This window comes from Staphylococcus lugdunensis (assembly GCF_002901705.1).
Taxonomy (GTDB): domain Bacteria; phylum Bacillota; class Bacilli; order Staphylococcales; family Staphylococcaceae; genus Staphylococcus; species Staphylococcus lugdunensis.
Window position 1 is genome coordinate 481,136 of record NZ_PPPV01000016.1, and the last position, 23,019, is coordinate 504,154.

At 34.4% G+C, this 23,019-nt stretch carries 15 protein-coding genes, 2 pseudogenes and 1 riboswitch; of the genes and pseudogenes, 7 read left to right on the forward strand and 10 right to left on the reverse strand.

Translation table 11 applies throughout. The annotated features are described in order from the left end of the window. Positions 1–163: 163 nt before the first annotated feature. Together CD041_RS09140 and CD041_RS09145 are read right to left on the reverse strand one after the other, a co-directional pair. A pseudogene (locus tag CD041_RS09140) lies at positions 164–1,500 on the reverse strand (aspartate aminotransferase family protein). Between the two features lie 208 nt (positions 1,501–1,708). After that, a complete protein-coding gene (locus CD041_RS09145) occupies positions 1,709–2,524 on the reverse strand; it encodes a MetQ/NlpA family ABC transporter substrate-binding protein (protein ID WP_002478559.1) in 816 nt (271 codons plus the stop codon). 103 nt (positions 2,525–2,627) lie between these two features. After that, a riboswitch (SAM riboswitch) is annotated at positions 2,628–2,734 on the reverse strand. 140 nt (positions 2,735–2,874) lie between these two features. Between CD041_RS09145 and CD041_RS09150 the strand changes: the two genes are divergently transcribed. From CD041_RS09150 to CD041_RS09160, 3 genes are all read left to right on the forward strand, one after another. Continuing rightward, positions 2,875–3,294, forward strand: coding sequence for a hypothetical protein (locus CD041_RS09150; RefSeq protein WP_002460555.1), 420 nt, complete (start codon positions 2,875–2,877; stop codon positions 3,292–3,294). Between the two features lie 197 nt (positions 3,295–3,491). Further along, positions 3,492–4,064, forward strand: coding sequence for an LPXTG cell wall anchor domain-containing protein (locus CD041_RS09155; RefSeq protein WP_002478558.1), 573 nt, complete (start codon positions 3,492–3,494; stop codon positions 4,062–4,064). A gap of 717 nt (positions 4,065–4,781) precedes the next feature. Further along, a complete protein-coding gene (locus CD041_RS09160; RefSeq protein WP_002478556.1) occupies positions 4,782–5,672 on the forward strand; it encodes a fructose bisphosphate aldolase in 891 nt (296 codons plus the stop codon). Positions 5,673–5,776: 104 nt separating this feature from the next. Here the strand turns inward: CD041_RS09160 and CD041_RS09165 are convergent, their stop codons facing one another. Both CD041_RS09165 and CD041_RS09170 read right to left on the reverse strand, forming a co-directional pair. After that, positions 5,777–6,946 (reverse strand): FAD-dependent oxidoreductase, encoded by a 1,170-nt coding sequence (locus CD041_RS09165; protein WP_062078162.1) that lies wholly within the window; start codon positions 6,944–6,946, stop codon positions 5,777–5,779. 20 nt (positions 6,947–6,966) lie between these two features. Next, positions 6,967–7,545, reverse strand: a complete 579-nt coding sequence (locus tag CD041_RS09170; protein ID WP_002478554.1) for a PadR family transcriptional regulator — start codon at positions 7,543–7,545, stop codon at positions 6,967–6,969. A gap of 265 nt (positions 7,546–7,810) precedes the next feature. On the opposite strand from CD041_RS09170, the gene CD041_RS12345 reads away from it, so the two are divergent. The 3 genes and pseudogenes from CD041_RS12345 to CD041_RS09180 all read left to right on the forward strand — a co-directional run bounded on the left by CD041_RS12345 (position 7,811) and on the right by CD041_RS09180 (position 10,766). Further along, positions 7,811–8,251, forward strand: coding sequence for a LysR family transcriptional regulator (locus tag CD041_RS12345; RefSeq protein WP_258027223.1), 441 nt, complete (start codon positions 7,811–7,813; stop codon positions 8,249–8,251). Between the two features lie 15 nt (positions 8,252–8,266). Next, positions 8,267–8,785 (forward strand): annotated as a pseudogene (locus CD041_RS12350) (LysR family transcriptional regulator substrate-binding protein); the annotation flags it as partial. A 139-nt stretch (positions 8,786–8,924) separates the two neighbouring features. Beyond that, positions 8,925–10,766, forward strand: coding sequence for a subtype A tannase (locus CD041_RS09180; protein ID WP_080606494.1), 1,842 nt, complete (start codon positions 8,925–8,927; stop codon positions 10,764–10,766). Between the two features lie 172 nt (positions 10,767–10,938). Here CD041_RS09180 and CD041_RS09185 read toward each other — a convergent pair whose 3' ends face one another. Continuing rightward, positions 10,939–12,378, reverse strand: a complete 1,440-nt coding sequence (locus CD041_RS09185) for a 6-phospho-beta-glucosidase (protein ID WP_002478552.1) — start codon at positions 12,376–12,378, stop codon at positions 10,939–10,941. Positions 12,379–12,398: 20 nt separating this feature from the next. Continuing rightward, a complete protein-coding gene (locus CD041_RS09190) occupies positions 12,399–14,306 on the reverse strand; it encodes a beta-glucoside-specific PTS transporter subunit IIABC (protein ID WP_062078164.1) in 1,908 nt (635 codons plus the stop codon). Positions 14,307–14,486: 180 nt separating this feature from the next. Here CD041_RS09190 and CD041_RS09195 point away from each other — a divergent pair, with 180 nt between their 5' ends. After that, on the forward strand, positions 14,487–15,191 hold the full coding sequence (locus CD041_RS09195; RefSeq protein WP_002460569.1) for a GntR family transcriptional regulator: 705 nt from the start codon (positions 14,487–14,489) through the stop codon (positions 15,189–15,191). A gap of 279 nt (positions 15,192–15,470) precedes the next feature. Here CD041_RS09195 and lqo read toward each other — a convergent pair whose 3' ends face one another. The 4 genes from lqo to mbcS all read right to left on the reverse strand — a co-directional run bounded on the left by lqo (position 15,471) and on the right by mbcS (position 22,561). Beyond that, positions 15,471–16,970: an L-lactate dehydrogenase (quinone) gene (lqo, locus tag CD041_RS09200; RefSeq protein WP_002460570.1), complete on the reverse strand. Its 1,500-nt coding sequence runs from the start codon at positions 16,968–16,970 to the stop codon at positions 15,471–15,473. Between the two features lie 305 nt (positions 16,971–17,275). After that, the gene (locus CD041_RS09205) at positions 17,276–18,103 is read right to left on the reverse strand and encodes a pyruvate, water dikinase regulatory protein (RefSeq protein ID WP_002460572.1); all 828 of its coding nucleotides are present in this window, start codon (positions 18,101–18,103) and stop codon (positions 17,276–17,278) included. Further along, a complete protein-coding gene (ppdK, locus tag CD041_RS09210) occupies positions 18,096–20,720 on the reverse strand; it encodes a pyruvate, phosphate dikinase (RefSeq protein WP_002478548.1) in 2,625 nt (874 codons plus the stop codon). Before ppdK ends, CD041_RS09205 begins: the two co-directional genes overlap by 8 nt. 248 nt (positions 20,721–20,968) lie before the next feature. Next, positions 20,969–22,561 carry an acyl-CoA synthetase MbcS gene (gene mbcS, locus CD041_RS09215; RefSeq protein ID WP_002492434.1) on the reverse strand — a complete coding sequence of 531 codons (1,593 nt, stop codon included), beginning with the start codon at positions 22,559–22,561 and terminating at the stop codon, positions 20,969–20,971. Between the last annotated feature and the right edge of the window lie 458 nt (positions 22,562–23,019).

The window sequence follows — 23,019 nt, forward strand, 5'->3', positions numbered from 1 at the left end:
CACTTGCCTATAATCGTTGTAACTGCCAAGCGAATACACTTTTCAAATATTAAAATTTTAAATCACTGACAAAAAAAGAACCTCCTGAGAGGTCCTAGATTTAAATATATTCATCCTATTTAGCAATATACTTTCGAAGTTAATTAATGCGCGTACACCTTTATTACCAGCCTTGACCATCGATATCTAATGTATCTAATTGCCCATCTTGTAAACCTTGTAACGCCTGTTCTAACGTTGCTAGTGCTTCATCTAATTGCTCATAGGTAATGACTAATGGTGGTTGAAACCTCAATACATTACCTGCAACGGCAATAATGACAACACCATGTTCAAAACAATAATTACATATTTTTAAAGCTGCTTCTGGATCTCTTGTCTTATTTTGCTTATTTGACACAATATCAATGCCTATAGAAAGCCCGATGCCTCGAACATCACCAACATACTCATAACGTGAAGTCCATTGTTCCATACGTTGGCGTACATAGCGCCCTTTATTGACACTTGCTGATAATAAGTCGTCTTCTTCAAGCATTTCAATTGTTGCGAGTGCTGCCTCACAACTTACCGGACTAGCCCCAGTAGTAAATAAATGGCTGGTGCTTCCAAGCTATCAATAATTTCTTTACGTGCCACTAACGCAGACATTGGTAGGCCTCCAGCTAATGACTTTCCAAATGTAATCATATCTGGTATAAAATTAAAGTGTTCCACCGAACTCCAAGTGCCTGTTCGACCTAATCCTTGCTGAATGTCATCAACAGCAATTAAAATTCCGTGTTCTCGACATAAAGCTGCTAATGCCTCAAAATAGCCTGCGACTGGCTCAAGTAATCCACCATCACCTTGTATCGTTTCAACAACAATACATGCCACTTCGTCTGCGGGTACGTATTTCGCAAACATTTCCTTTAGAGGTGCTAAATATTCAGCAACTGTATTTGCAGTTGGCTGTTCAAACATTCCTCTATAGTTATCAGGAAAAGGTATGTGATAAAAGCCATTTAGTAATGGTCCATAATGTTTGCGCATATTTAAACTAATCGCGGACATAGATAATGAGCCAAATGTTGATCCATGATAAGCGTTAGTAAAGCTAATAATATAAGGACGTCCCGTGTAAGCACGTGCAAATTTAATGACACCATCATTAGCATCAGATCCACTTAAACCAAAGGTTACCCTTTTTTCAAAGTTGCCAGGCGCAATCTCGCACAACTTTTTAGATAATTTAACCGCCGATTCATGATACATATATGCGGGTGTATAGTGAATGAACTTATCTACCTGCGCTTTTATAGCATCGGATACTTTTTTAGGTGCATGACCAACATTTTGCGAACTGGCACTCGATAATAAATCAATATATAATTTACCGTCAACATCGACAAGCGTTGCACCATAACCATGATCTATCACGAGCGGATAGTATTTGATACGTCCTGATTTTGCAAAATATTTCCCATCTTCTTCAATAAGTTGCGCTGCTTTACTCATAGTCAATTCATCCTCCAAATACTGCTGACTTATTCGCACAGCAATGTAATACAACCCAATATACAATTAATTATCAGATTTGTAAATATTTTCTGAATAATTAAATTATTAAGTTGTTTATTCACGCTTACTATGGATATTTAAAATGATTAAAACAACAAGTACTAAAATTAACATATGTTGTATCGCAGCACGCTATTATGTCACTTTAATTTTCATATGGAATCACGTCGTCACCATATTGTTTTTTAATATATGCTTTAATTTCTTTTGATTGTAAAACTTTTAATAATTCTTGGAATTTTTTATCTTTTTTATGTCCTTCTTGTACTGCAATAATATTAGCAAAAGGTGATGATTTTCCTTCAAATGCAATCGCATCTTTAGATGGTTTTAAACCATTATCAATTGCGTAATTTGAGTTCATGATAACTGCTGCACCTTCACTGTTATTATATGTTTTAGGTAAAAATTCAGCGCCTTGTTGATTATTGAATTTCAAATGCTTTTTATTTTCAGCAATATCTTCAAACTTCGCATCTTCAATTTTCACTCCTTTTTTCAACTTAATTAAGCCTTCGTTAACAAAAAATGATAAAAAGCGTCCTTCTTCTGCTGGATTATTTGAAACATAAATGGTTGAACCATCTGGTATGTCTTTAATATGTTTATATTTTTTACTATATACGCCCATTGGAGTTGTAAAGACTTTGCCTACTTCTTCAATCTTATAGCCATGACTTTTTCGTTCTGCCTTTAAATAAGGTACATGTTGGAAGAAATTGGCATCTACATCACCTTTATCTAATAATTTGTTTGGTACTTTATAGTCATTAACAATCTTAACTTTTAAATCATAGCCTTTTTTCTTCATTGCTTCTTGTGCATGTTTTAACACATCTCCATGTGGTGCTGGTGTTGCTGCAACGGTAATAGTCTTGCTCGCTTCTTTATTGTCTTTGCCACACGCTGATAAAGCTAGAGTAATAATTAACACACTAATCATGATGACCCATTTTTTCAATTGTATCCTCACCTTTCTAATTGCTACTTCAATAAAGATGAAAACAGTCGAATTCAAGACATAAAAAATACTTTCTCAAATTAAGAGAAAGTACGCACACTTTCTCTCATCTCTTAAAGTACTTTAAACTTTATGTGACTTGGCACCATGTCATTCACTGACGGTTGCCGGGCTTCATAGGGCACATCCCTCCACCACTCTTGATAAGAGTCTTCTTACTTTTATTGAATTAAATTTATCCTATCACTATGCAAAGAGAACGTCAATTAGATTTTTGAATTTTCTGACTAATAATTGTTTTTTACACTTAGGGGAAAAGATAACTAAATCGTTTTAAGGAGGAATGCCTAATGTATTATTTAAAATATCATTTAACGAGCGCCTGTCTAATTAGTATGTTGCTATTATTCATATTGTTTATCATAGATTTGTTAACTGACACAACCCAGTTAGCTCAATTACTTATCAATATAGACTTTATTATTCCTAAACAATTCACCCCGTTATGGCTTGAAATCCTTATTCATTTAATCATTGGTATTGTTGTTTATATGATGTTATTACTGCTCTATCGAGTTAGAAAGCAATGGTATGCCATTGGTTATGTGGCATCTATGTTATCTTTTATAGTGCTGTATCCATTTCTCATTCATATCGCTGTTCGACCTATCTTTCATTTTAGCTGGTCAGAATATAGTCTATGGCTTTTAGCACATATTATTTTTATCGTTTGTGTGGCTAGAAGTATTCCATTTATTGATAAAAGATAAATAAGTATATCACTGTATAATTAAGCTTTGATAACATTTAAAAAAGCAAATGCTATATTTGTATAAAGTTAATTTTAGCACATACGTAAATACAATATTAAGATTACCTTAGGATTTGTTAAAAACGCCCGCACATTAAGCTGATGATGATACACTTACACTGTAAAGTTATTTACTATGTGAATGGGGGTTTCATAATGAAACAAATGGTTCAAATTATTTTATCTGTTTTTGCGCTATTCTTGGTATTAACTGCAACAAGCGTATGTGTTACTCAAGCAGATACCATGTCCCAACAAGATGCAATCACAACTGCAAAGCAAGCTATGGCACGTAGTGGTGGCAATCCAGATTTGCAAAATTTTAATACAGTTATAGACAAAGGTAACTACTTTAAAATCAAAATCACACTTAAAACTAATGACAGTGTCGGTACTTATAAAGTTTATAAAAACGGCCAAGTTGAATATAAAAATGGTAAATTTGGTGTATATAACCTATTAAACCCTAACCAAACATATGCAGCTAGCGAAATAGCTAATACCTCAACTCATATGGCACAACAAGAACAGCAAAATAACCCCGTAGATTGTAAAAAGGAACTTAATCGCTATTATGTGGGTAATATCAAATCTACGGAATTACCTCAGCAGAATGCCTCACTCCCTGAAACGGGTCACACTTCAAATAATATAATAACATTAGCATTTGGTATTTTAGCACTTATGAGTGGTTTGGCATTGACGTTCATGCGCAATTCAAAACACTAAAGTATTCATAAGTACATTTAGGACAAATCAAATGTATTGTTCTCTTTCGATGATTATTATGATCACCGTGTATACCAATTATAATGAATGGTACTGTTTACTTTTACATGTAAACCAAGTAACTTGATGCTCAGTTCCCGCTTAAAGCTGTCTTAATAAATCATGTTGTTGCTTCGGTAAATTCCAAATATATTGAATAAATTCTCAATCAAGCCTTTGCGGATTGCCGTAAAGGTTCTTTGTTTGTGGCTTACGTCATTATTTTAAATAACAGATTATGACTCTAATTATGCATTTCAACCGCGTTTCTTTTAGTCAATTGACTTATCTACACACATGACCCTTAGCGCTAGAGTGGCTACTTTACTATCGATCATCCATTTATCCTGTTACATAATACACATCAATGCTTCAGTTAACTGCGATTCACTTATGGTCTGATTATCATCAATCATTGAATACGATCAATATAATAGTATGGAAAGCTTAAAATATTTTGTAATTGACATGCTAATGAAGATTTACCCCTGTCTGGTACTCCCCAACGGTCAATAGTCGTCATGCCGTGTTCGACTCCCCTACGATAAAAATACGTCTATTTTTTGAAACTCTACAAATTTTATTAAGAATATTCAATAAATATGAGTAAAAAAGCTTGAGAATATATTCATTTTTTATCATACTATTAGTGAAACTTATTAGAAGGAGTGGAAAGTAATGAATAAAGAACAATTAGAAAAGGTAAAAAATGGTAAAGGCTTTATCGCCGCTTTAGACCAAAGTGGTGGTAGTACACCTAAAGCTTTAAAAGAATACGGTGTTGGCGAAGACCAATATAACAACGAAGACGAAATGTTCCAACTTGTTCACGACATGCGTACGCGTGTTGTCACTTCACCATCATTCACTTCAGATAAAATTTTAGGTGCGATTCTATTCGAACAAACAATGGATCGTGAAGTTGAAGGCAAATATACTGGTGACTACTTAGCAGACAAAGGTGTTGTTCCTTTCTTAAAAGTAGACAAAGGCTTAGCTGAACAACAAAATGGTGTTCAATTAATGAAACCTATCGATAACCTAGATGAAACATTAGATCGTGCAGTTGAACGTCACATCTTTGGTACTAAAATGCGTTCTAACATTTTAGAATTAAATGAACAAGGTATTAGAGACGTTGTTGAACAACAATTTGAAATTGGTAAACAAATTATTGCCAAAGGTTTAGTTCCAATTATCGAACCTGAAGTGAACATCAATGCTAAAGATAAAGCCGAAATCGAAGAAGTATTAAAAGCTGAACTTAAAAAAGGCTTAGACGCTTTAAATGATGACCAATTAGTGATGTTAAAATTAACAATTCCTACTAAAGCAAACTTATACAAAGAATTAGCTGATCATCCAAATGTTGTACGTGTAGTTGTATTGTCAGGCGGATATAGCAGAGATGAAGCAAATAAATTATTGAAAGACAACGATGAATTAATTGCAAGTTTCTCTCGTGCATTAGCAAGTGACTTAAGATATAGCCAATCTAAAGAAGAATTTGATAAAGCTTTAGGTGAAGCTGTTGACTCAATCTATGATGCATCAGTGAATAAAAACTAAGATATATGTTTAAAGCTTAAACGATAACAGCTTTGAGCGAAAAGCATTGAAATTAAAAAAAGTGCCGACTGTTTCACCTTAAACAGTCGGTACTTTATTATTTTTTATGCTTGATGTACGTCAAACAAATTTCCTACTTGCTTAAAGAAATCTCCAAATTTTTTGGCAGGATTACCTTCGCCAAACATCTCTTCTAAGTTTGCCTGTGATTCACGAGCACTTTGCTCAGAAGTTTGGTACATGTCTGTTTCGTATGCTTTTAGTGCATCTTGTAACGTTACATGACTTTTAATTGCTTCAGCCAAAAGATATGCATCGTAAAGTGCCATATTGACACCCTCTCCTGCAAAAGGGCTCATTAAGTGCGCTGCATCACCAATTAACGTCAAGTTCGCTTGATTATCCCATTTGAAACCAATAGGCAGTTTATAAATGCGTCGTAATAATAAATCATCACTCGCATAATCAATGTATTTTTTCAAATTGACGTCCCAATCTCTAAAGTCATGTAATAACTGTTCTTTAATTTCTTGTCTATTCATGGCTTTAAATTGATCAAATTCATCATAATCCATTTTATACGACATATAGACTTTAATTCGTCCATCTCCATTAACTTGACCTAATATCGCTTTGTGATCGCCAAATGCCATCATTTTCCCATTTTTGTTAAATTCAGCTAAATCAGGATACTGATGAAAGACATCTTCAACATTTAATTCTACCATCGATATCCCATTATACTCTACGTCCGTATTTGCTAAATAAGGTCTTACTTTTGAAAAAGCACCATCTGAACCAATTACAAAGTCAAATATTCGTGTACTGTAATCATCAAATGTTACTTCAATTTGCTCATTATCTATATGCGTTAAAGATTTAAATGCTTTATCATAAACTACGGTTTCAGGTTTTAATTGTTCAAAAATAATATCACATAATTCACCACGATCAATTTCTGGTCGTCCACCTTCTATTTGTGGATCAACTAACGCTTCATAGTATACGTTGCCATTTTTATCTAGTACGCGCGTATCTTCGCCGTCAAAGCGTGCTTGTGCTTTAAATTTATCGATAATACCTGCTTGTTGCAATGGCAATTGACCACTATCATCATGGATATCTAAAGAACCTCCACGATCAGTGTTAACATTTAAACCAGCTTTTTCAAAAATATTAACTTCAAAGCCTTGGTGCTGTAACAATAGGCCTAACATTAAGCCTCCAGGTCCCCCACCAATAATGCCAACTCGTCTAATATCTTTTATATTCATAACCCTATTTCTCCAACCTTTTATTTATAGAATTGTTGTAATCGTTCTTTTGTTTCTTGTATAAAGACGTCGAATTCTGCTTTCTTTTTATCATCTTGTAATGTCTGCTGACTTGCTTTCATAAACTCATGGAATAATGTTTGCATTTGTTCACGCACTGCTTTTAGTTCTTCAAAATCAACGTTTTTAAATTGTTCTAAGCGTTTTGTAAACGCATCTTGATCTACATTGTCCTCTAAAAACTTTTTACCTTCATCCGTAATGGTATACACTTTTTTATTTCCATCTTTAGAAATAGATACAAAGTCTCTATCTTCTAACATTTGTAAAATTGGATAAACAGAACCAGGACTTGGTGAATAAAAACCTTTAAATCTTTCTTCTAAGTCTTTAATTATTTGATAGCCATGACGTGATTCTTCTTCTAACATTTTAAGAATAACGAATTGTAAATTCCCTTTTTTGAAAAATCTATCACGCCCACCGTGACGGCCACCGAAACCACCGAAATTTCCAAAACCTCGAGGGCCTCTCCCTGCATCAAATTGTTCAAAATGTGCCATACCTTGTCTCATACCTTCTAAATGTCTTCTAAACATAATTTTCATCACCTTTACTTATTTTTAATCAATTTCGATATATCGATATAATAAACGATATATCGTTAAATGTAAAGCGATATATCGAAATTATTTTTAGGAAATTAAATACTACACTAACAAACCCGTCAGCATAGCGTTAATAAGTATTTGATTGATTAAATTTTCGTGCTTGAAATTACTTAAATTACGTTTCCAATCTTCAATCATTTGATGGTAAATGCACGCTTCATAATCAAACACATCTTCCTCAAGTAAAGTTATTATGAATATTCAAACTGCAATGTTCTTTCAATTGAATATACCAATGATAATCAAGTATGATTTAAATAATTATACTTATCGAAAGTTGTTGATTGACATGGAAATTTCTTACTTAAATGAATTTATTGTCTTAGCTAAATACCAAAATTACTTTAAAGCTTCGCAAGAACTCTACATAGCGCAATCTACACTGTCTAAGCACATTGTTTCTTTGGAAAATGAGTGCGGTTATCGTCTTATAGATCGCGCAAATAAACAATTTGAACTAACAGAATCAGGTAAACTATTTCTGCATTATGCCAAAATCATTTGCCAAAATTATAAAGATTTATCAAAACAGCTTGAGCAACAGGAAAATGATAATTTAATCACCATTAACCTTGGCGCTTCTCGATTAATGATTGAATATGGTATTACAAACTTAATCTCAAAATGTGTTTAAAAATTTTCTAATGTTAGATTTCGTATTCATGAAGGGTCAGAACAAGAATTAGCTCAATTGATTAATGAAGGTAAGATTGACATTAGCTTTTTAAGATCACCACATCCACCTCATGATAATCATTCTTTTACTTATATTGAAGAAAGCTTATGTGCTATTGTGCATGAATCTCATCCATTAGCCTATGTCTCACAAATCGATCTATCGATGCTTGAAAATGAACAACTCTATTTACCACCTGAGTTCGCATTGGAGCATCAAGCTTTTTTAAATTATTGTGAAGAACAACAATTTTATCCATTAATTTCATTTACAGCACCTCGTATTGAAAATTTACTTGAAATGGTAAATACAAATAATGGCGTCGCATTGATTATGGAACAACAGGCTAATTATTACGTAACGTCTCCTTTAAAAATCGTTCAGCTGAATTCACCTATAAAACTCTATATTAACGTTAATGTTCATAATCATTTAATTGCTTCTAAAGAGGTGGCATATTTGCTAGAGTTAGCCAAAAAGCACAGAAACTAATTACAAGCAAATACTGTCAAGAGACCTAAGGTGTACATCATCTTTCTAATGTAGAATGGTTCATGCGCTCAATCCGAATTGATATGCTCCTTATTTGCGACTAATAATAGAACTACGACAAATTAAGGAGGCTAATTAGATGAAAAAGACTTTCATATCACTCTTATCCGCAACAGTTATACTTTCAGGTTGTGGCGTTGGCGAACATCAAAATAATAATTCTAATCATGATGCTAAAGGTGTGAACACTTCAAATGTTAAAATCAAAAATTATAACCAAGCATCATCTGCGCTGCAAATAGATAATTCAAAATGGAAATATGATAGTAAAAATAACGTTTATTATCAACTAAATATAAGTTATGTCTCCAATCCCCAAGCTAAAAATGTAAAAAAATTAGGTATCTATGTACCAGCTGCTTATTTCAAAGGTAAAAAGAATCATAATGGGACATATACCGTTACTGTAAACGATGCTAAGAAAGTTAACGGCTATTCTGCTAGAACAGCACCTATCGTTTATCCAGTCAATACACCTGGTTATGCCGAACAAAGTGCACCTACGTCATATCGTTATAGTAATATTTCTAAGTATATGAAAGCTGGATTCATATATGTTGAAGCAGGATTACGAGGACGTAGTATGAGCATGGGCAATAACAGCAGTAATGCATCAACTAAATCATATGAAACCGGTTCTCCTTGGGGTGTAACCGATCTTAAAGCAGCAATCAGATATTACCGTTTCAACGATAGTAGTCTACCAGGTAACAGTAGTAAGATTTATACTTTTGGTCATAGTGGCGGTGGTGCTCAAAGTGCTATTGCCGGTGCATCAGGTGATAGCAAGCTCTACTATAAATATTTAGAACAAATTGGCGCAGCCATGACAGATAAAAATGGAAAATATATCAGTGATAAAATTGACGGTGCTATGGCGTGGTGCCCTATTACAAGTCTAGATCAAGCCGATGCTGCTTATGAATGGCAAATGGGACAATATGGTAATGAAGGTAATCGCAAGAAAAATTCATTCCAAAAACAATTATCAACCGATTTAGCATCATCTTATGCAAGCTACTTAAATAAACTAAATCTGAAAAATGGAAATACTACATTATCATTAACTAAATCTAAAAATGGTCAATATACTGAAGGCTCATATGCTAAATATCTAAAAAAAGAAATTGAAGATTCAGCTACAGAATTCTTAAATAATACAACATTCCCTTACAAACAAAATAGCACTGAGCAAGCAGGCATGGGTAATGGTGGACCTAGCGGTGGAAAACCTTCTGGCAAAATGGGATCTATGCCTCAAATGAGAAAACAATCTTCAAATAAAACATACAAAACAATGGATGCTTACTTAAAAGATCTAAATAAAAAAGGCACATGGATTACGTATGATAAGAAAACAAAACGCGCACATATTACAAGTCTTAAAGACTTTGCGAAATATTATAAACAACCTTCTAAATCAGTTTCAGCCTTTGATGATTTAAAACGTAGCCAAGCTGAAAATGAAGTGTTTGGAACATCAGGTAGTGACAGTAAATTACATTTTGATCAATCACTAGCTAAACTTTTAACAGAAAATAAATCTAACTATAGCAAACTAAATGGTTGGAATAGTAACTATGTTTCATCATATAAAAATGACTTAACAAAAACAGATAAATTAGGCACAAGCATGTCAACAAGAATGAATATGTACAATCCAATGTATTACTTATCTGATTACTATAGCGGGTATGGTAAATCTAATGTGGCAAATCATTGGAGAATTAGAACAGGTATTCAACAAGGAGATACGGCCTTAAATACTGAAACTAATCTTTCTCTAGCTTTAAAAGAACGCGTTGGTTCTAAAAACGTTGACTTCAAAACAGTTTGGGATCAAGGTCATACAATGGCAGAAACATCAGGTAATAGTGATAGTAACTTCATCAAATGGGTAGAAAGTATTAATAAAAAATAGCTAAATGTATTAAACAGCCTAAAACATCATCATGTTTTAGGCTGTGAACTAATGATTGGCAGTAGTTGACTCAATTGAAAATATGCTTATAGCATGCTTTTTCAATCTTAGTCAACCTTGCCAGAGCTGGACTAAGAATTCATAATGAATTCTGTTCAGCTCTCTTTTTAATTTACAAAACTTCCCCATTTGACTCAATAACTTTGCGATACCAGTCAAATGAATCTTTCTTGGTACGTTCTAATGAACCGTTACCGTCATTATCACGATCAACATGAATTAAACCATAACGTTTTTTCATTTCACCTGTCGTAAAGGATACAATATCAATAATACCCCAAGGTGTATAGCCCATTAATTCTACGCCATCTTGATCTACTGCATCAATAGCCGCTTCAATATGTTCACGTAAATACTCGATACGATATTCGTCATGGATTTTACCTTTATCATCAAACTCATCTACGGCACCAAATCCATTTTCAACTATAAATAAAGGAATTTGATAACGATTATATAATGCATTTAATGTGTAACGTAAGCCAACCGGATCAATGGCCCAGCCCCAATCACTTTTCTTAATATAAGGATTATCAACCGAATTTGGTAATCCGCCATTTACTATATTATCTTCTACACTAGCCTCATTATCAGATTTAACGGCCGTAGACATATAATAACTAAATCCAATATAATCGACTTTACCTTCACGTAGAATCACATCGTCTCCTTCTTGCCAACCAATGTCGAAGCCTTCACGTTCAAACATTTTTGTCGCATAACCTGGGTAATAACCTCGTGCTTGTACATCTGGAAAGAAGAAACGCATACGACTCGCGATTTCTGCCTCCATTATATCTTGCGGATTACAGCTATATGGGTAGATTGGTACATGGGAAATCATAGCACCAATTTCAAAATCTGGATTTATCTCCTTACCAATTTTTACTGCTTTCGCACTCGCAATCAATTCATTATGTGCCACCTGATATAATACTTCTAATTTATTATCATCATCTGTCAACGATACACCAGAGTTTGTCCATAAGAAAATAGGATTATTGATGTCCATTTGGTTATTAATTTCATTAAATGTCATCCAGTATTTAACTTTGTCTTTATAACGCTTAAATACAGTTTCAGCAAAATATGCAAAATAATCTGCTACTTTACGGTTTCTAAAACCGCCATATTCACGTGCTAGATGTAGTGGCATCTCAAAATGCGATAATGTAATCACTGGTTGAATGTCATATTTCAATAATTCATCAAATAAATCATCATAGAATTGCAGTCCTGCTTCGTTCGGTTCTGTTTCATTACCATTAGGGAAAATACGTGTCCATGCAATCGATGTACGCAAACATTTCAATCCCATTTCAGCAAACAATGCGACATCTTCTTTATAGCGATGGTAAAAATCAATACCCATATGATTAGGATAATATTTATCAGGTTCTATATCTTGTGTAATTTCACGTGCTTGACCATGTGCGCCTGCTGTCATTACGTCAATTACACTTAAGCCTTTGCCACCTTGGTCATAGCCACCTTCAAATTGATTGGCAGCAAGTGCGCCGCCCCATAAGAAATCTTGTGGTAATTTAGCCATGTTTAAATCTCCTTTACACTCTATTTTTTAATTACTGTCATTATTTTTTCTCTAGATGTGATATTTTGACTGTCAGCTATGATAATGTCTTCAAATTCATCACTGTTAGTAATAATTACAGGTGTAATAAGTTCGTAGCCCTGTTCTTTAATATAATTTGCATCAAATCTCAGCAAAGGCTGCCCTTCTTCGACCTGATCATTTTCAGCAACAAGTAATTCAAAGCCTTGTCCATTTAATTGCACAGTATCTAAACCAACGTGAACTAAAAGTTCAATCCCCTCTGGCGATGTAATACCTATCGCGTGTTTACTTACTGCAACCATACTAATCACCCCTTTGAGAGGTGCTGTCACTTCATAACTTTCTGGCTGAATGGCTAATCCTTTACCCATCATACCTTCCGCAAATATTGGATCATCTACTTCAGATAATGCTACTACTAAACCTTTTAGTGGAGCATGTATCTCTGTTTCAAGTTGATCAGATGTAGTAGTCAAACGTGTTTGTTCATTTATCTCATGTCCTTCTTCGACGTCAACACCTTCTACCTGTTCTGTCACATCTTCACCATAGCCAAGTACTTGGATTAAAATGATAGGTAAAATAATTGCAACGGCTGAACCAAGTAAAATTCCCCATATTGATGAGATGTTATCAGGACTATAACCATTGACAATTGTTATCGGCCCAGGAAGACCAGCATATGCATAATATTTTGGATTAAAGAAACTTGCAACTAAAGCCCCAATACCACCACTAATACAAGCGATAATGAATGGCTTTTTAAAGCGCAAATTCACACCATACATAGACGGTTCAGTAATTCCAAAGATGCCTGTAATCCCTGCTGATAACGATACACGCTTTAAATCCTTATTTCTCGTTTTGAAGAATACACCCATAACTGCACCAAATTGAGCAATAACAGCAATTGTTTGAAAGGCTTGGAAAGCATCACTTTTATACTGTTCAAAGTTTGCCAATACCATTGGCGTAATGCCCCAATGAACACCAAAGATAACAAATACCTGCCAAAATGCACCAATTAATAATCCTGCTAACCATGGTGCTACAGCTACGAGCCAGTTAAAGCCTTGTGCAATACCATGTGCAGCCCCAGATGCTAATGGACCAATAATTAATAATGTTAATGGCACCATAATTACAATACTGAAGAACGGTACAAATAACGGGCGTATAACTTCATGAATATATTTATTTAAATATTTTTCAACATATGACAACACCCATACTAATAATAGTGGTGGTAACACTGATGATGTATAGCTTGTTTCACTTAATGGAATACCAATAAATGTAAACGTATGTCCACTCCCAATGCGTTCTACAATTCCTGCTAAATCCGGGCTAACGAGTGCAGCACAACAAGCTACTGCGATATAAGTATTCACTTTGAAATGTTTTGCTGCAGTAATCGCAATAAATATTGGTAAAAATGTAAATGGTGCCCATGAAATAAAGTTAAATACTTCATATGTGCCAGTCTTCTCAAATGATGAAAACAACATTTTCGCAATAATTAATATACCTTGTAATATACCGGCAGCCGCTAAGACATAAATAAATGGTGCAAAGACGGCAGACATCGTTGCAATAATACGATTAATAATCGTACCTTTTTCACTGTCTTCATCGCTAGATTGTTGATTTTCTTCTCCCAATAATCCCTCAAATTCTTGATAAACACTTGCGACCGTATTGCCAATAACCACTTGAAATTGTCCATTATTTTCAACTACCGTTACTACGCCATCCATACTTGCTACTTTCTTTTTAGCATCCGGAATAGAACGTTTTAAGACGATACGTAATCGCGTTGCGCAATGCGTGTAATTAACGATATTTTCCTTTCCACCAACGGCTTCAAGGATATGTATCGCTAATTTTCTATCTCTTTCACTCATAACACAACCTCCCAATCTATTTAATTTTTATTTATCCCAAATATGGAAACCCTTACACAACTCATTATAATTATACCGGTACAATTTGTAAATCGTTTTTATACAATTATACCGGTACAATTTAATTTCAGCTTATTTTTGGTATACTATATTGTAAATACAGCATTAAGGAGATTAATCATGTTAAAGTACGAACATGTTGCACATGAAATTACCGCAGCTATTGCAAATGGGAAATATAAAGTTGGTGACAAACTTCCAAGCCTAGCAGAACTAAAAATAGCGTATCAAGTGAGTAAAAGTACGATTGTTAAAGCATTAGAGTTACTTGAAAAAGATGGTATTATCTATCAAACTCGGGGCAGTGGTATATATGTTAGAAATAGCAAAAAATCTGGATATATTAATCTGTTAAAAACAAAGGGCTTTTCAGATAATTTACAAGGACATCGTGTAACAAGTAAAGTGCTTAACATCGACATCATACCGCCTAACGAGGAAACACAAAAACACTTACAGATAAAAGATAAAGACACACAAGTCTATTTAGTAGAGCGCATTCGTTATTTAGACGATAAGCCGCTTTGCATTGAAACTTCTTATTTCAATAAAGCATTAGTTACCACATTGGACAAAGAAGTTGCTCAAGCTTCAATATTTGATTATTTACAGACGCGTCTCAAGATAAATATTGGTTTTTCTGATATTTATTTCTATATCGACTTTTTAAACGATAATGAAGCAAATTATTTAGATTTAAACGCTCAAGATCCTTGTATGCGTCATGAACTTACATTCTATACAAGTAAAGGTGAACCTTTTGATTACTCCAATATTGTCTACCACTACAAGCATGCTAACTTTTTTATACCTATAGAAAGTTAGTGTCATCATAGCTTCAGTTAGCTAAATATGGGAGCGAGACAGCATTCATTATGAATTCGTAGTCCCGCTCCGGCAAGGTTGACTAGGATTGAACACAGCAAACGTATTTTTAATCCAGTCAACTACTGCCAATATATCGTTCATAGCCTAAAACATAATGATGTCCTAGTCTCACTTAATTGTAAAAAAAGAAGGCAATTTCTATTGGAATTAATAGAATTACCTTCTTCTGCTTATCAGAGACATTGATGTCACTGACTTCTGTTATCGCATTATTTATTATTTTTCATCATCATAATAACCTAATTCAAGGTCTTTAGATGTTTGACGACGTGTTTTTCTCATTAAATCAACATCTGTAATTAATGATTCACCATAAGAAGGAATCATTTCTTTTACTTTTGGTTTCCAGTCATCAGCATATTCTGGGAAGTTTCTTTCAAGAACTTCTAGTGCAACTGATACTGATGTTGATGCCCCTGGTGATTCACCAAGTAAAGCAATAACTGTATGGTCTTGTGAATTAACCACTTCTGTACCGAATTGAATAAATCCTTTGCCGTGTTCTTTAGTATCTTTGATAACTTGAACACGTTTACCAGCAGTGTATAATTCCCAATCTTCATCACGTGCTTCTGGATAGAATGTACGTAAGTGATTCATACAACCTTCTTTAGTCATAATAATTTGATCGAATGAATATTTAAGTAATGGTAAGTTTTTAACGGCAGCCGCTAACATTGTTGTAATGTTATGTGGCTTGATAGATTTGAATAAATCTAAATTAGAACCATTTTTCAAGAATTTAGGTCCAACGTTAGCGAATGGTCCAAATAACAATGTTCTTTGACCATCGATATAACGCGCATCTAAATGCGGCACAGTCATTGGTGGTGTGCCTGGTGGCTCTTTACCATAAACTTTGGCATCATGTTGCTCGATAACTTGTGGATTTGTACAAGCTAAGAATTGACCTGTAATTGGGAATCCACCTAAGTGTTTGCTTTCAGGAATACCTGTTTTTTGTAATAATGGAATCGCTGCACCACCTGCACCAATAAATACATAGTCAGTCACTTGTGTTTGCACTTGGCCAGTAGCACGGTTGCGAATTTTCACTTCCCATTTACCGTCTTTAAGACGATTGAAATCAAGCACTTCATGGTTAAAGTGAACTTCAGCATTTGGATGTGCTTCGATATTTTTAGTCATTTTACGTGTTAACTCACCAAAGTTAACATCAGTACCTTCGTCGATTTTACTTGCAGCCATTTTACCGTCATCGACACGGCCTTCCATCATTAATGGAACCCATTTTCTCAATGTTTCTATATCTTCTGTATACTCGATATTATCAAACATTGGGAATTCTTTCATAGCTTCGTAACGTTTTTTCAAGAATTTTTGGTTATTAACGCCTCTAACAAAACTAATATGTGGTAGTGGGTTAATAAATTCTCTTGGGTTATCAATGCTACCTGATTTAACTAAATGACCCCAAAACTGTTTAGAAATCTCGAATTCCTCATTAATTTCTTTCGCTTTTTCAATGTCAATTGAACCATCAGGTTGTTCAACAGTATAGTTCAATTCACATAGTGCTGCATGACCTGTACCAGCATTATGTCGTTCGTTAGAACTTTCAAGTGCAGGACGGTCCATACGTTCATAAAGCTTGATATTCCAGTTAGGTTCAAGCTCTTTTAACATAGAACCAAATGTAGTGCTTAAGACACCAGCGCCAATTAAAATGACGTCTTTTGGTTGTGAGTTTGCCATATGTTACACCTCTCTATTGATTACATTTAATTTATATATACAATAAATAGTGCTCTTTCCTAAAACACCCATTTATTGCTTTAATTTAGCAAATCGCTAAACTTCTAAATTAAATAAGTACTTCGTGTATAATTTTAAAGCAATATTATGAAATTGTAAATCAGTTAATCTACATCTCAAAGAAAAAAGTTATCGTACAATATAATTTAACTTCAATAAAAATTTTGTTATAACATTTTTTACTAAAAATCCAACGTCAGCACTTAACAAGTTGTGTGACGTTGAATTTTTCATATACCTCATATTTAGTATTTTGGCTGTAAAAATTTTTCAATATAAAATGCTGATTCTTCAATGGATTTATACTCTGTATTAATCACTGTGGCATTTAACTTTTTAAATACTTCCTCAGCATATGATAACTCCTTTTTGATACGTTCTAAGCTATTATACTGAGATTCTTGCGTTAAACCCAGAGTTTCAACACGATTTTTACGTATGTTAGCTATATATTGTGGACTCGCTGTTAATCCAAAGACCTTTAATCCCTTTTGTTTAAAAACACTCTCTGGAATTGCTACTTCTGGCACCAATGGAATGTTGGCTATTTTATAACCTTTATTAGCCAAATACATGCTTAATGGCGTTTTTGATGTTCTGGAAACACCCACGATAAGTGCATCCGCTTCTCCGATATCTGAAAAATGCTTGCCATCATCATACTTCACTGAATATTCAATAGCCTTAATACGTTTAAAATATTCATCATTTAGTTTTCTAAGTGCGCCACTTTCTAGTAACGGTTCAGTTTGTGTCTGTTCCTGAACGATTGAAATCAATTCTGACATATAATCGACATAAGGCAGTGCTTTTTCTTCGGCAAAGCGATGTCCTAGTGAATTAAATGACGGATTCACTAGTGTGGTCGCAACGATCGCCCCTTGTTCATGTGCTAAATTCAACACATTTAAAAATTCTTCTTCATTTTTAATATAGGGAAATTTTTTAATTTCAACCTGTGTTAAATCCGGAAATTGTGTCAATGTGGCTTGGATCATCCGCTGTGCAGTTTCACCAATAGAATCAGAAACGATAAATAACTTTAATACATGTTGCTTCACTATACTACTCACTTTCCTCCACTTGACTTTGTGCTGTTGCAATAATTGCGCCAGGCACTCTGAATGGTGAACAAGAAACATAATCGATGCTTAATTTATTGAATTGATGGATTGATTTCGCATCGCCACCTAATTCACCACAAACACCAATTTTAATATTCGAATTGACACGTTTGGCCTGTTCAACAGCTATTTGTATTAATCGTCCTACACCGTCTTTATCTAAAGTTTGGAACGGGTCAAGCTTCAATATATTTCTTTCAGTATACACATTTATGAATTTTCCTGCATCATCACGTGAAAAACCATATGCTAATTGCGTTAAATCATTAGTTCCAAAACTAAAGAAATCACAATGTTCAGCTAACTCACCAGCAATAAGACATGCGCGTGGTGTTTCAATCATTGTACCTACAAGATAATCGACTTTTTCGCCAGCTTGTTGTTCTAATTTATGAATTGTTTCCACTAAATCTTCTTTTAAAACCGTAAATTCTTCAACTGTAGATACTAACGGTATCATAATTTCTGGTTTACAATTAATACCTTCTTTTTTCAATCTTATGACACTACTAATGATGGCTTCGACTTGCATTTCATATAATTCAGGATAAGTAACGGCTAAACGACAACCACGATGACCGAGCATTGGATTTACTTCATGCAAATCAACAATACGTTTTTTCAATATGTCCTCGGAAATATTTAATTGTTGAGCAACATGTTGTATGTCTTCAGCTGAATTAGGTAAAAATTCATGTAATGGTGGATCTAATAATCGAACAATCGTTGGACGTTCTCCTGATAATCTAAAGATGGCTTCGAAATCTTCAACCTGATATTTTTCAATTGCATTTAAAGCGTCAACACGCTCATCATATGATGACGCTAAAATAAAACGTCTCATCTCAACTAAACGTTCTGCACCAAAGAACATATGCTCTGTTCGAACTAAACCGATACCTTTAGCACCAAATTGATAACCAGCTTCAATATCTTGTGGCGTTTCAGCATTCATTCGTACACTTAAACGTGCCGTATCTTCAGCCCATGTCATAAATTGGTCAAAGTCTTCACTATGCTCTGCATTAACCGTTTTAATTTCACCAAAATAAATATCACCTTTGGAACCATCTACAGAAATTGTATCTCCTTCATGTAATTCACCATCTGGATAATAAACAGTCTTAGCTGATGTATTGATTTCTAAATCTGAACATCCTGTTACACAACATTTACCCATACCACGTGCTACTACTGCTGCATGCGATGTCATACCACCATGTGTCGTAATGATTGCTTCACTTGCAACCATACCTTCTATATCTTCTGGAGATGTCTCTGGACGCATTAATATTACTTTTTTGCCTGAATCAGCTTGTACTTTAGCATCTTCAGCAGAAAAGACGATTTGACCTGTCGCAGCCCCTGGACTTGCTGGTAACCCGAGTGTTGATATTGTAGTTGCTTCCGCTAAAGCTTTGTCATCAAAGTTAGGATGCAGTAATTGGTCAATTGCTTTAACGTCAACCTTTCGCATCGCTTCTTGTTGTGTAATTAATCCCTCATTAGCTAAATCAACCGCAATTTTAACAGCTGCTTTTGCCGTGCGTTTCCCATTACGTGTTTGCAATAAGTAAAGCTTACCGTTTTCTATCGTAAATTCAATATCCTGCATATCTTTATAATGTGCTTCTAATTGTTTTGTTACTTTGACAAAGGCTTGATGAACATCTGGCATTTGGTCGTATAACGTTTGAATATCTTGTGGCGTACGAATACCAGCTACAACGTCTTCACCTTGTGCATTCAATAAATATTCACCAAACAATCGATTCTCTCCTGTTACCGGATTACGTGTGAAAGCAACACCTGTACCGCTTTTATCACCACTATTACCAAAGACCATTTCTTGAATATTTACTGCTGTACCTATATCATGTGGAATTTCATTTAAATCGCGATAGACACGTGCACGATCATTGTCCCATGACTTAAATACAGCCTCGATGGCTTCTTCTAACTGCTTCAATGGTTCTTGAGGGAATGGTTTACGTGCTTCCTCTAAATAAATTGTTTTAAAGCGTTCGCATATATCTTTTAAGCCATCTGCACTAATTGCAGCATCATTTTCAAAACCATGTCGTTGTTTATAGTCTTCAAAATATGTATCAAAAGCAACCATTGGAATATTGTAAACAACTTCGCCAAACATTTGAAGTAAGCGACGGTAACAATCATAAGCAAATCTTACATCACCCGTTTTGCTAGCAAGTGTTTCCACATTATCATCATTAAGCCCTAAGTTTAAAATTGTATCCATCATGCCCGGCATCGAAATTTTTGCGCCACTTCTAACGGAAACTAGTAATAAGTTGGTATCTGAAGAAAAGGCTTTTCCAGTACGTTTAGTGAATGCAGCTAAATGATCAACTAACTGTGTCTTAACTTCTGTCGGTAGTTGCGCATGTTGTCTTAAATATTCGATACACGCTTCAGTAGTAATCGTAAAGCCATCGGGCACTGGCAGGCCAAGGCGTTTCATTTCTGATAAATTTGCGCCTTTGCCACCAAGTAAATCTTTCATTGTGCGTTGTCCTTCATCAAATGCATAAATATATTTTGTCAATGTGTTCACCTCATATTATTATGTCATACTAATTATTTTAAAGTATGTCATAAATGTGTGATTTTTACAACAATAACATATATAAAATGAAATATTATATACTTTTAAAGTCACATTTCAGTAACATTATTAGTCTTTTTGAATGTGTATGCAGTAATCAAATTATTGTGTCATACTATTTTGAATAGTACATAAAAAAACCGTAAAGCATGCTTCAACATCCTTTACGGTTAAGTTAATATAACAGTTTATTGTTTAAATTGTTGGTTGTACTTTTGACGTTCTGCATCACGCAATTCTACACGACGAATTTTTCCGGAATTGGTCTTTGGTAAATCTTCTACAAATTCAATCGCTCTAGGATATTTATATGGTGCAACGGTCTTTTTAGTAAAGTCTTGCAATGTTTTAACTAAGTCATCACTTGCTTTATAACCCTCATTTAAAATAACAAATGCTTTGACTATATTTCCACGTATTTCATGGGGACTGGCTACCACTGCACATTCTTTTACGGCTGGATGATGAGTTAATGCATCTTCTACTTCAAAAGGTCCAATCGTGTAACCAGAACTGATGATGATATCATCACTGCGTCCTTCAAACCAGAAATAACCATCTTCATCAATATGTGCTAAATCACCAGTGATATAATACTTCCCAGCATGTGCGGCTTTAGTTCGCGCTTCATCTTTATAATAACCTTTAAATAATGCTGGTAAATCTAGTGGTACAGCAATATTTCCTTTCACACCAGGAGCAACTTGGCGTCCTTCATCATCAACTACTGTTGTGTCACTACCTGGAATTGCTTTACCCATAGAACCTGGGCGTGGTTTTGTATCTTTTAAAAATCCAATCAATAATGTGCTCTCTGTTTGACCATAGCCATCACGAACAGTAAGTCCAAAGTGCGCTTCAAACTGATTAACAACCTCTTTATTTAAAGGCTCACCAGCTGATACTGCACTATGTAAATGATGAATATCATACTTATCTAAATTGGATAATTTAGCCATCATTCGATACTCTGTTGGCGTACAGCATAAGACATTAATCTTAAAATTTTGTAATAGCTCTAAGTACCGAGTAGGATTGAACTTGCCATTGTAAACAAATGCTGTAGCTCCTGACCCCATAATAGAAAGGAAAGGTGTCCATACCCATTTTTGCCAACCTGGTGCAGCGGTTGCCCACACAAGATCATCTTCTTTAATACTTAACCAATGCTTAGGTGCCATTTTCATATGAGCAAAACCCCAACCATGTGTATGTGTAACTGCTTTTGGATTCCCTGTTGTACCGGACGTATAAGATAGTATCGCAATATCATCTCGACTGGTTGGTGCCATATCTAATTCTTCACTTTGATTCAAGCGCTCGTCATCAATAGAAATCCATGCTTCATGGTGTCCTGCGACAACAAATTTAGTTAATGATATATACTCCTCTATATTCAAAAACTCTTTAATAAATTCCGGCATAGTAATAACCGCATCTATTTCTCCGTGCGAAATACGATATTGCAAATCTTTAGTACGCAGCATTTCAGAACTTGGAATAATTGCAATACCGAGCTTTAATGCAGCGATATAAATTCTATATGTAGAGATTGACCGCGGCATCATGATTAAAATTTTATCTCCCTTTTTGAGACCATGATTTAACAGCACATGCCCGACTTGATTAGCTTGTTTCATTAAGTCTGCATAAGTTACCGCGATTGGGTCATTATGTCCATTTTCATAAATAATTGCATTTTTATCTTGGTCAGAAACATGTTTTTCAATTTCACTGACAATATTATATGTTTCTGGCGCTAATAAACTTGATTGTTTCATATCGTAACTTCCTTTCGCCTTCCAATGATATTATCTTATCAAACCCTATAATGCATTGAAAAAGTAAACACTTATGAAAGTGGTTTCATTATAAAAAAGTATAAAGTTGTTAAAATTAATTATAAAAATTCTGTGATGATCGATTTCTTTATAACAATGAATAGTTAAAAATTGTTCAGACTTCTATTTTCAATTCATAAAATAATTAGCTCTTCCCTTTTGAAATTTGAGAGCGAGACAACATTTATTACAAATTCGTAGTCCCGCCCCTGCAAAGTTGATAAGGATTGAAAACAGCTTGGTACCATCCCATTTTCAATCCAGTCAACTACCGCCAATATAGAGTTCATAGCTTAAAACATAATGATGTCCCAGACTCCGTGTATATGAAAATTAATTAAGAAAGATTATGAATCATGCTAACTTCTCAAACTTATCAACTCGTATTGTTTCACTAC

Bases quoted from the DNA above. Each gene is read 5' to 3' on its own strand.
- lqo (WP_002460570.1), bottom strand. From the start codon at position 16,970: ATGGCAAACTCACAACCAAAAGACGTCATTTTAATTGGCGCTGGTGTC.
- CD041_RS09185 (WP_002478552.1), bottom strand. From the start codon at position 12,378: ATGGCTAAATTACCACAAGATTTCTTATGGGGCGGCGCACTTGCTGCC.
- CD041_RS09195 (WP_002460569.1), top strand. From the start codon at position 14,487: ATGTTAAAGTACGAACATGTTGCACATGAAATTACCGCAGCTATTGCA.
- CD041_RS09155 (WP_002478558.1), top strand. From the start codon at position 3,492: ATGAAACAAATGGTTCAAATTATTTTATCTGTTTTTGCGCTATTCTTG.
- mbcS (WP_002492434.1), bottom strand. From the start codon at position 22,561: ATGAAACAATCAAGTTTATTAGCGCCAGAAACATATAATATTGTCAGT.
- CD041_RS09190 (WP_062078164.1), bottom strand. From the start codon at position 14,306: ATGAGTGAAAGAGATAGAAAATTAGCGATACATATCCTTGAAGCCGTT.
- CD041_RS09170 (WP_002478554.1), bottom strand. From the start codon at position 7,545: ATGTTTAGAAGACATTTAGAAGGTATGAGACAAGGTATGGCACATTTT.
- CD041_RS09160 (WP_002478556.1), top strand. From the start codon at position 4,782: ATGAATAAAGAACAATTAGAAAAGGTAAAAAATGGTAAAGGCTTTATC.
- CD041_RS09180 (WP_080606494.1), top strand. From the start codon at position 8,925: ATGAAAAAGACTTTCATATCACTCTTATCCGCAACAGTTATACTTTCA.
- CD041_RS09150 (WP_002460555.1), top strand. From the start codon at position 2,875: ATGTATTATTTAAAATATCATTTAACGAGCGCCTGTCTAATTAGTATG.
- CD041_RS09165 (WP_062078162.1), bottom strand. From the start codon at position 6,946: ATGAATATAAAAGATATTAGACGAGTTGGCATTATTGGTGGGGGACCT.
- CD041_RS12345 (WP_258027223.1), top strand. From the start codon at position 7,811: ATGAATATTCAAACTGCAATGTTCTTTCAATTGAATATACCAATGATA.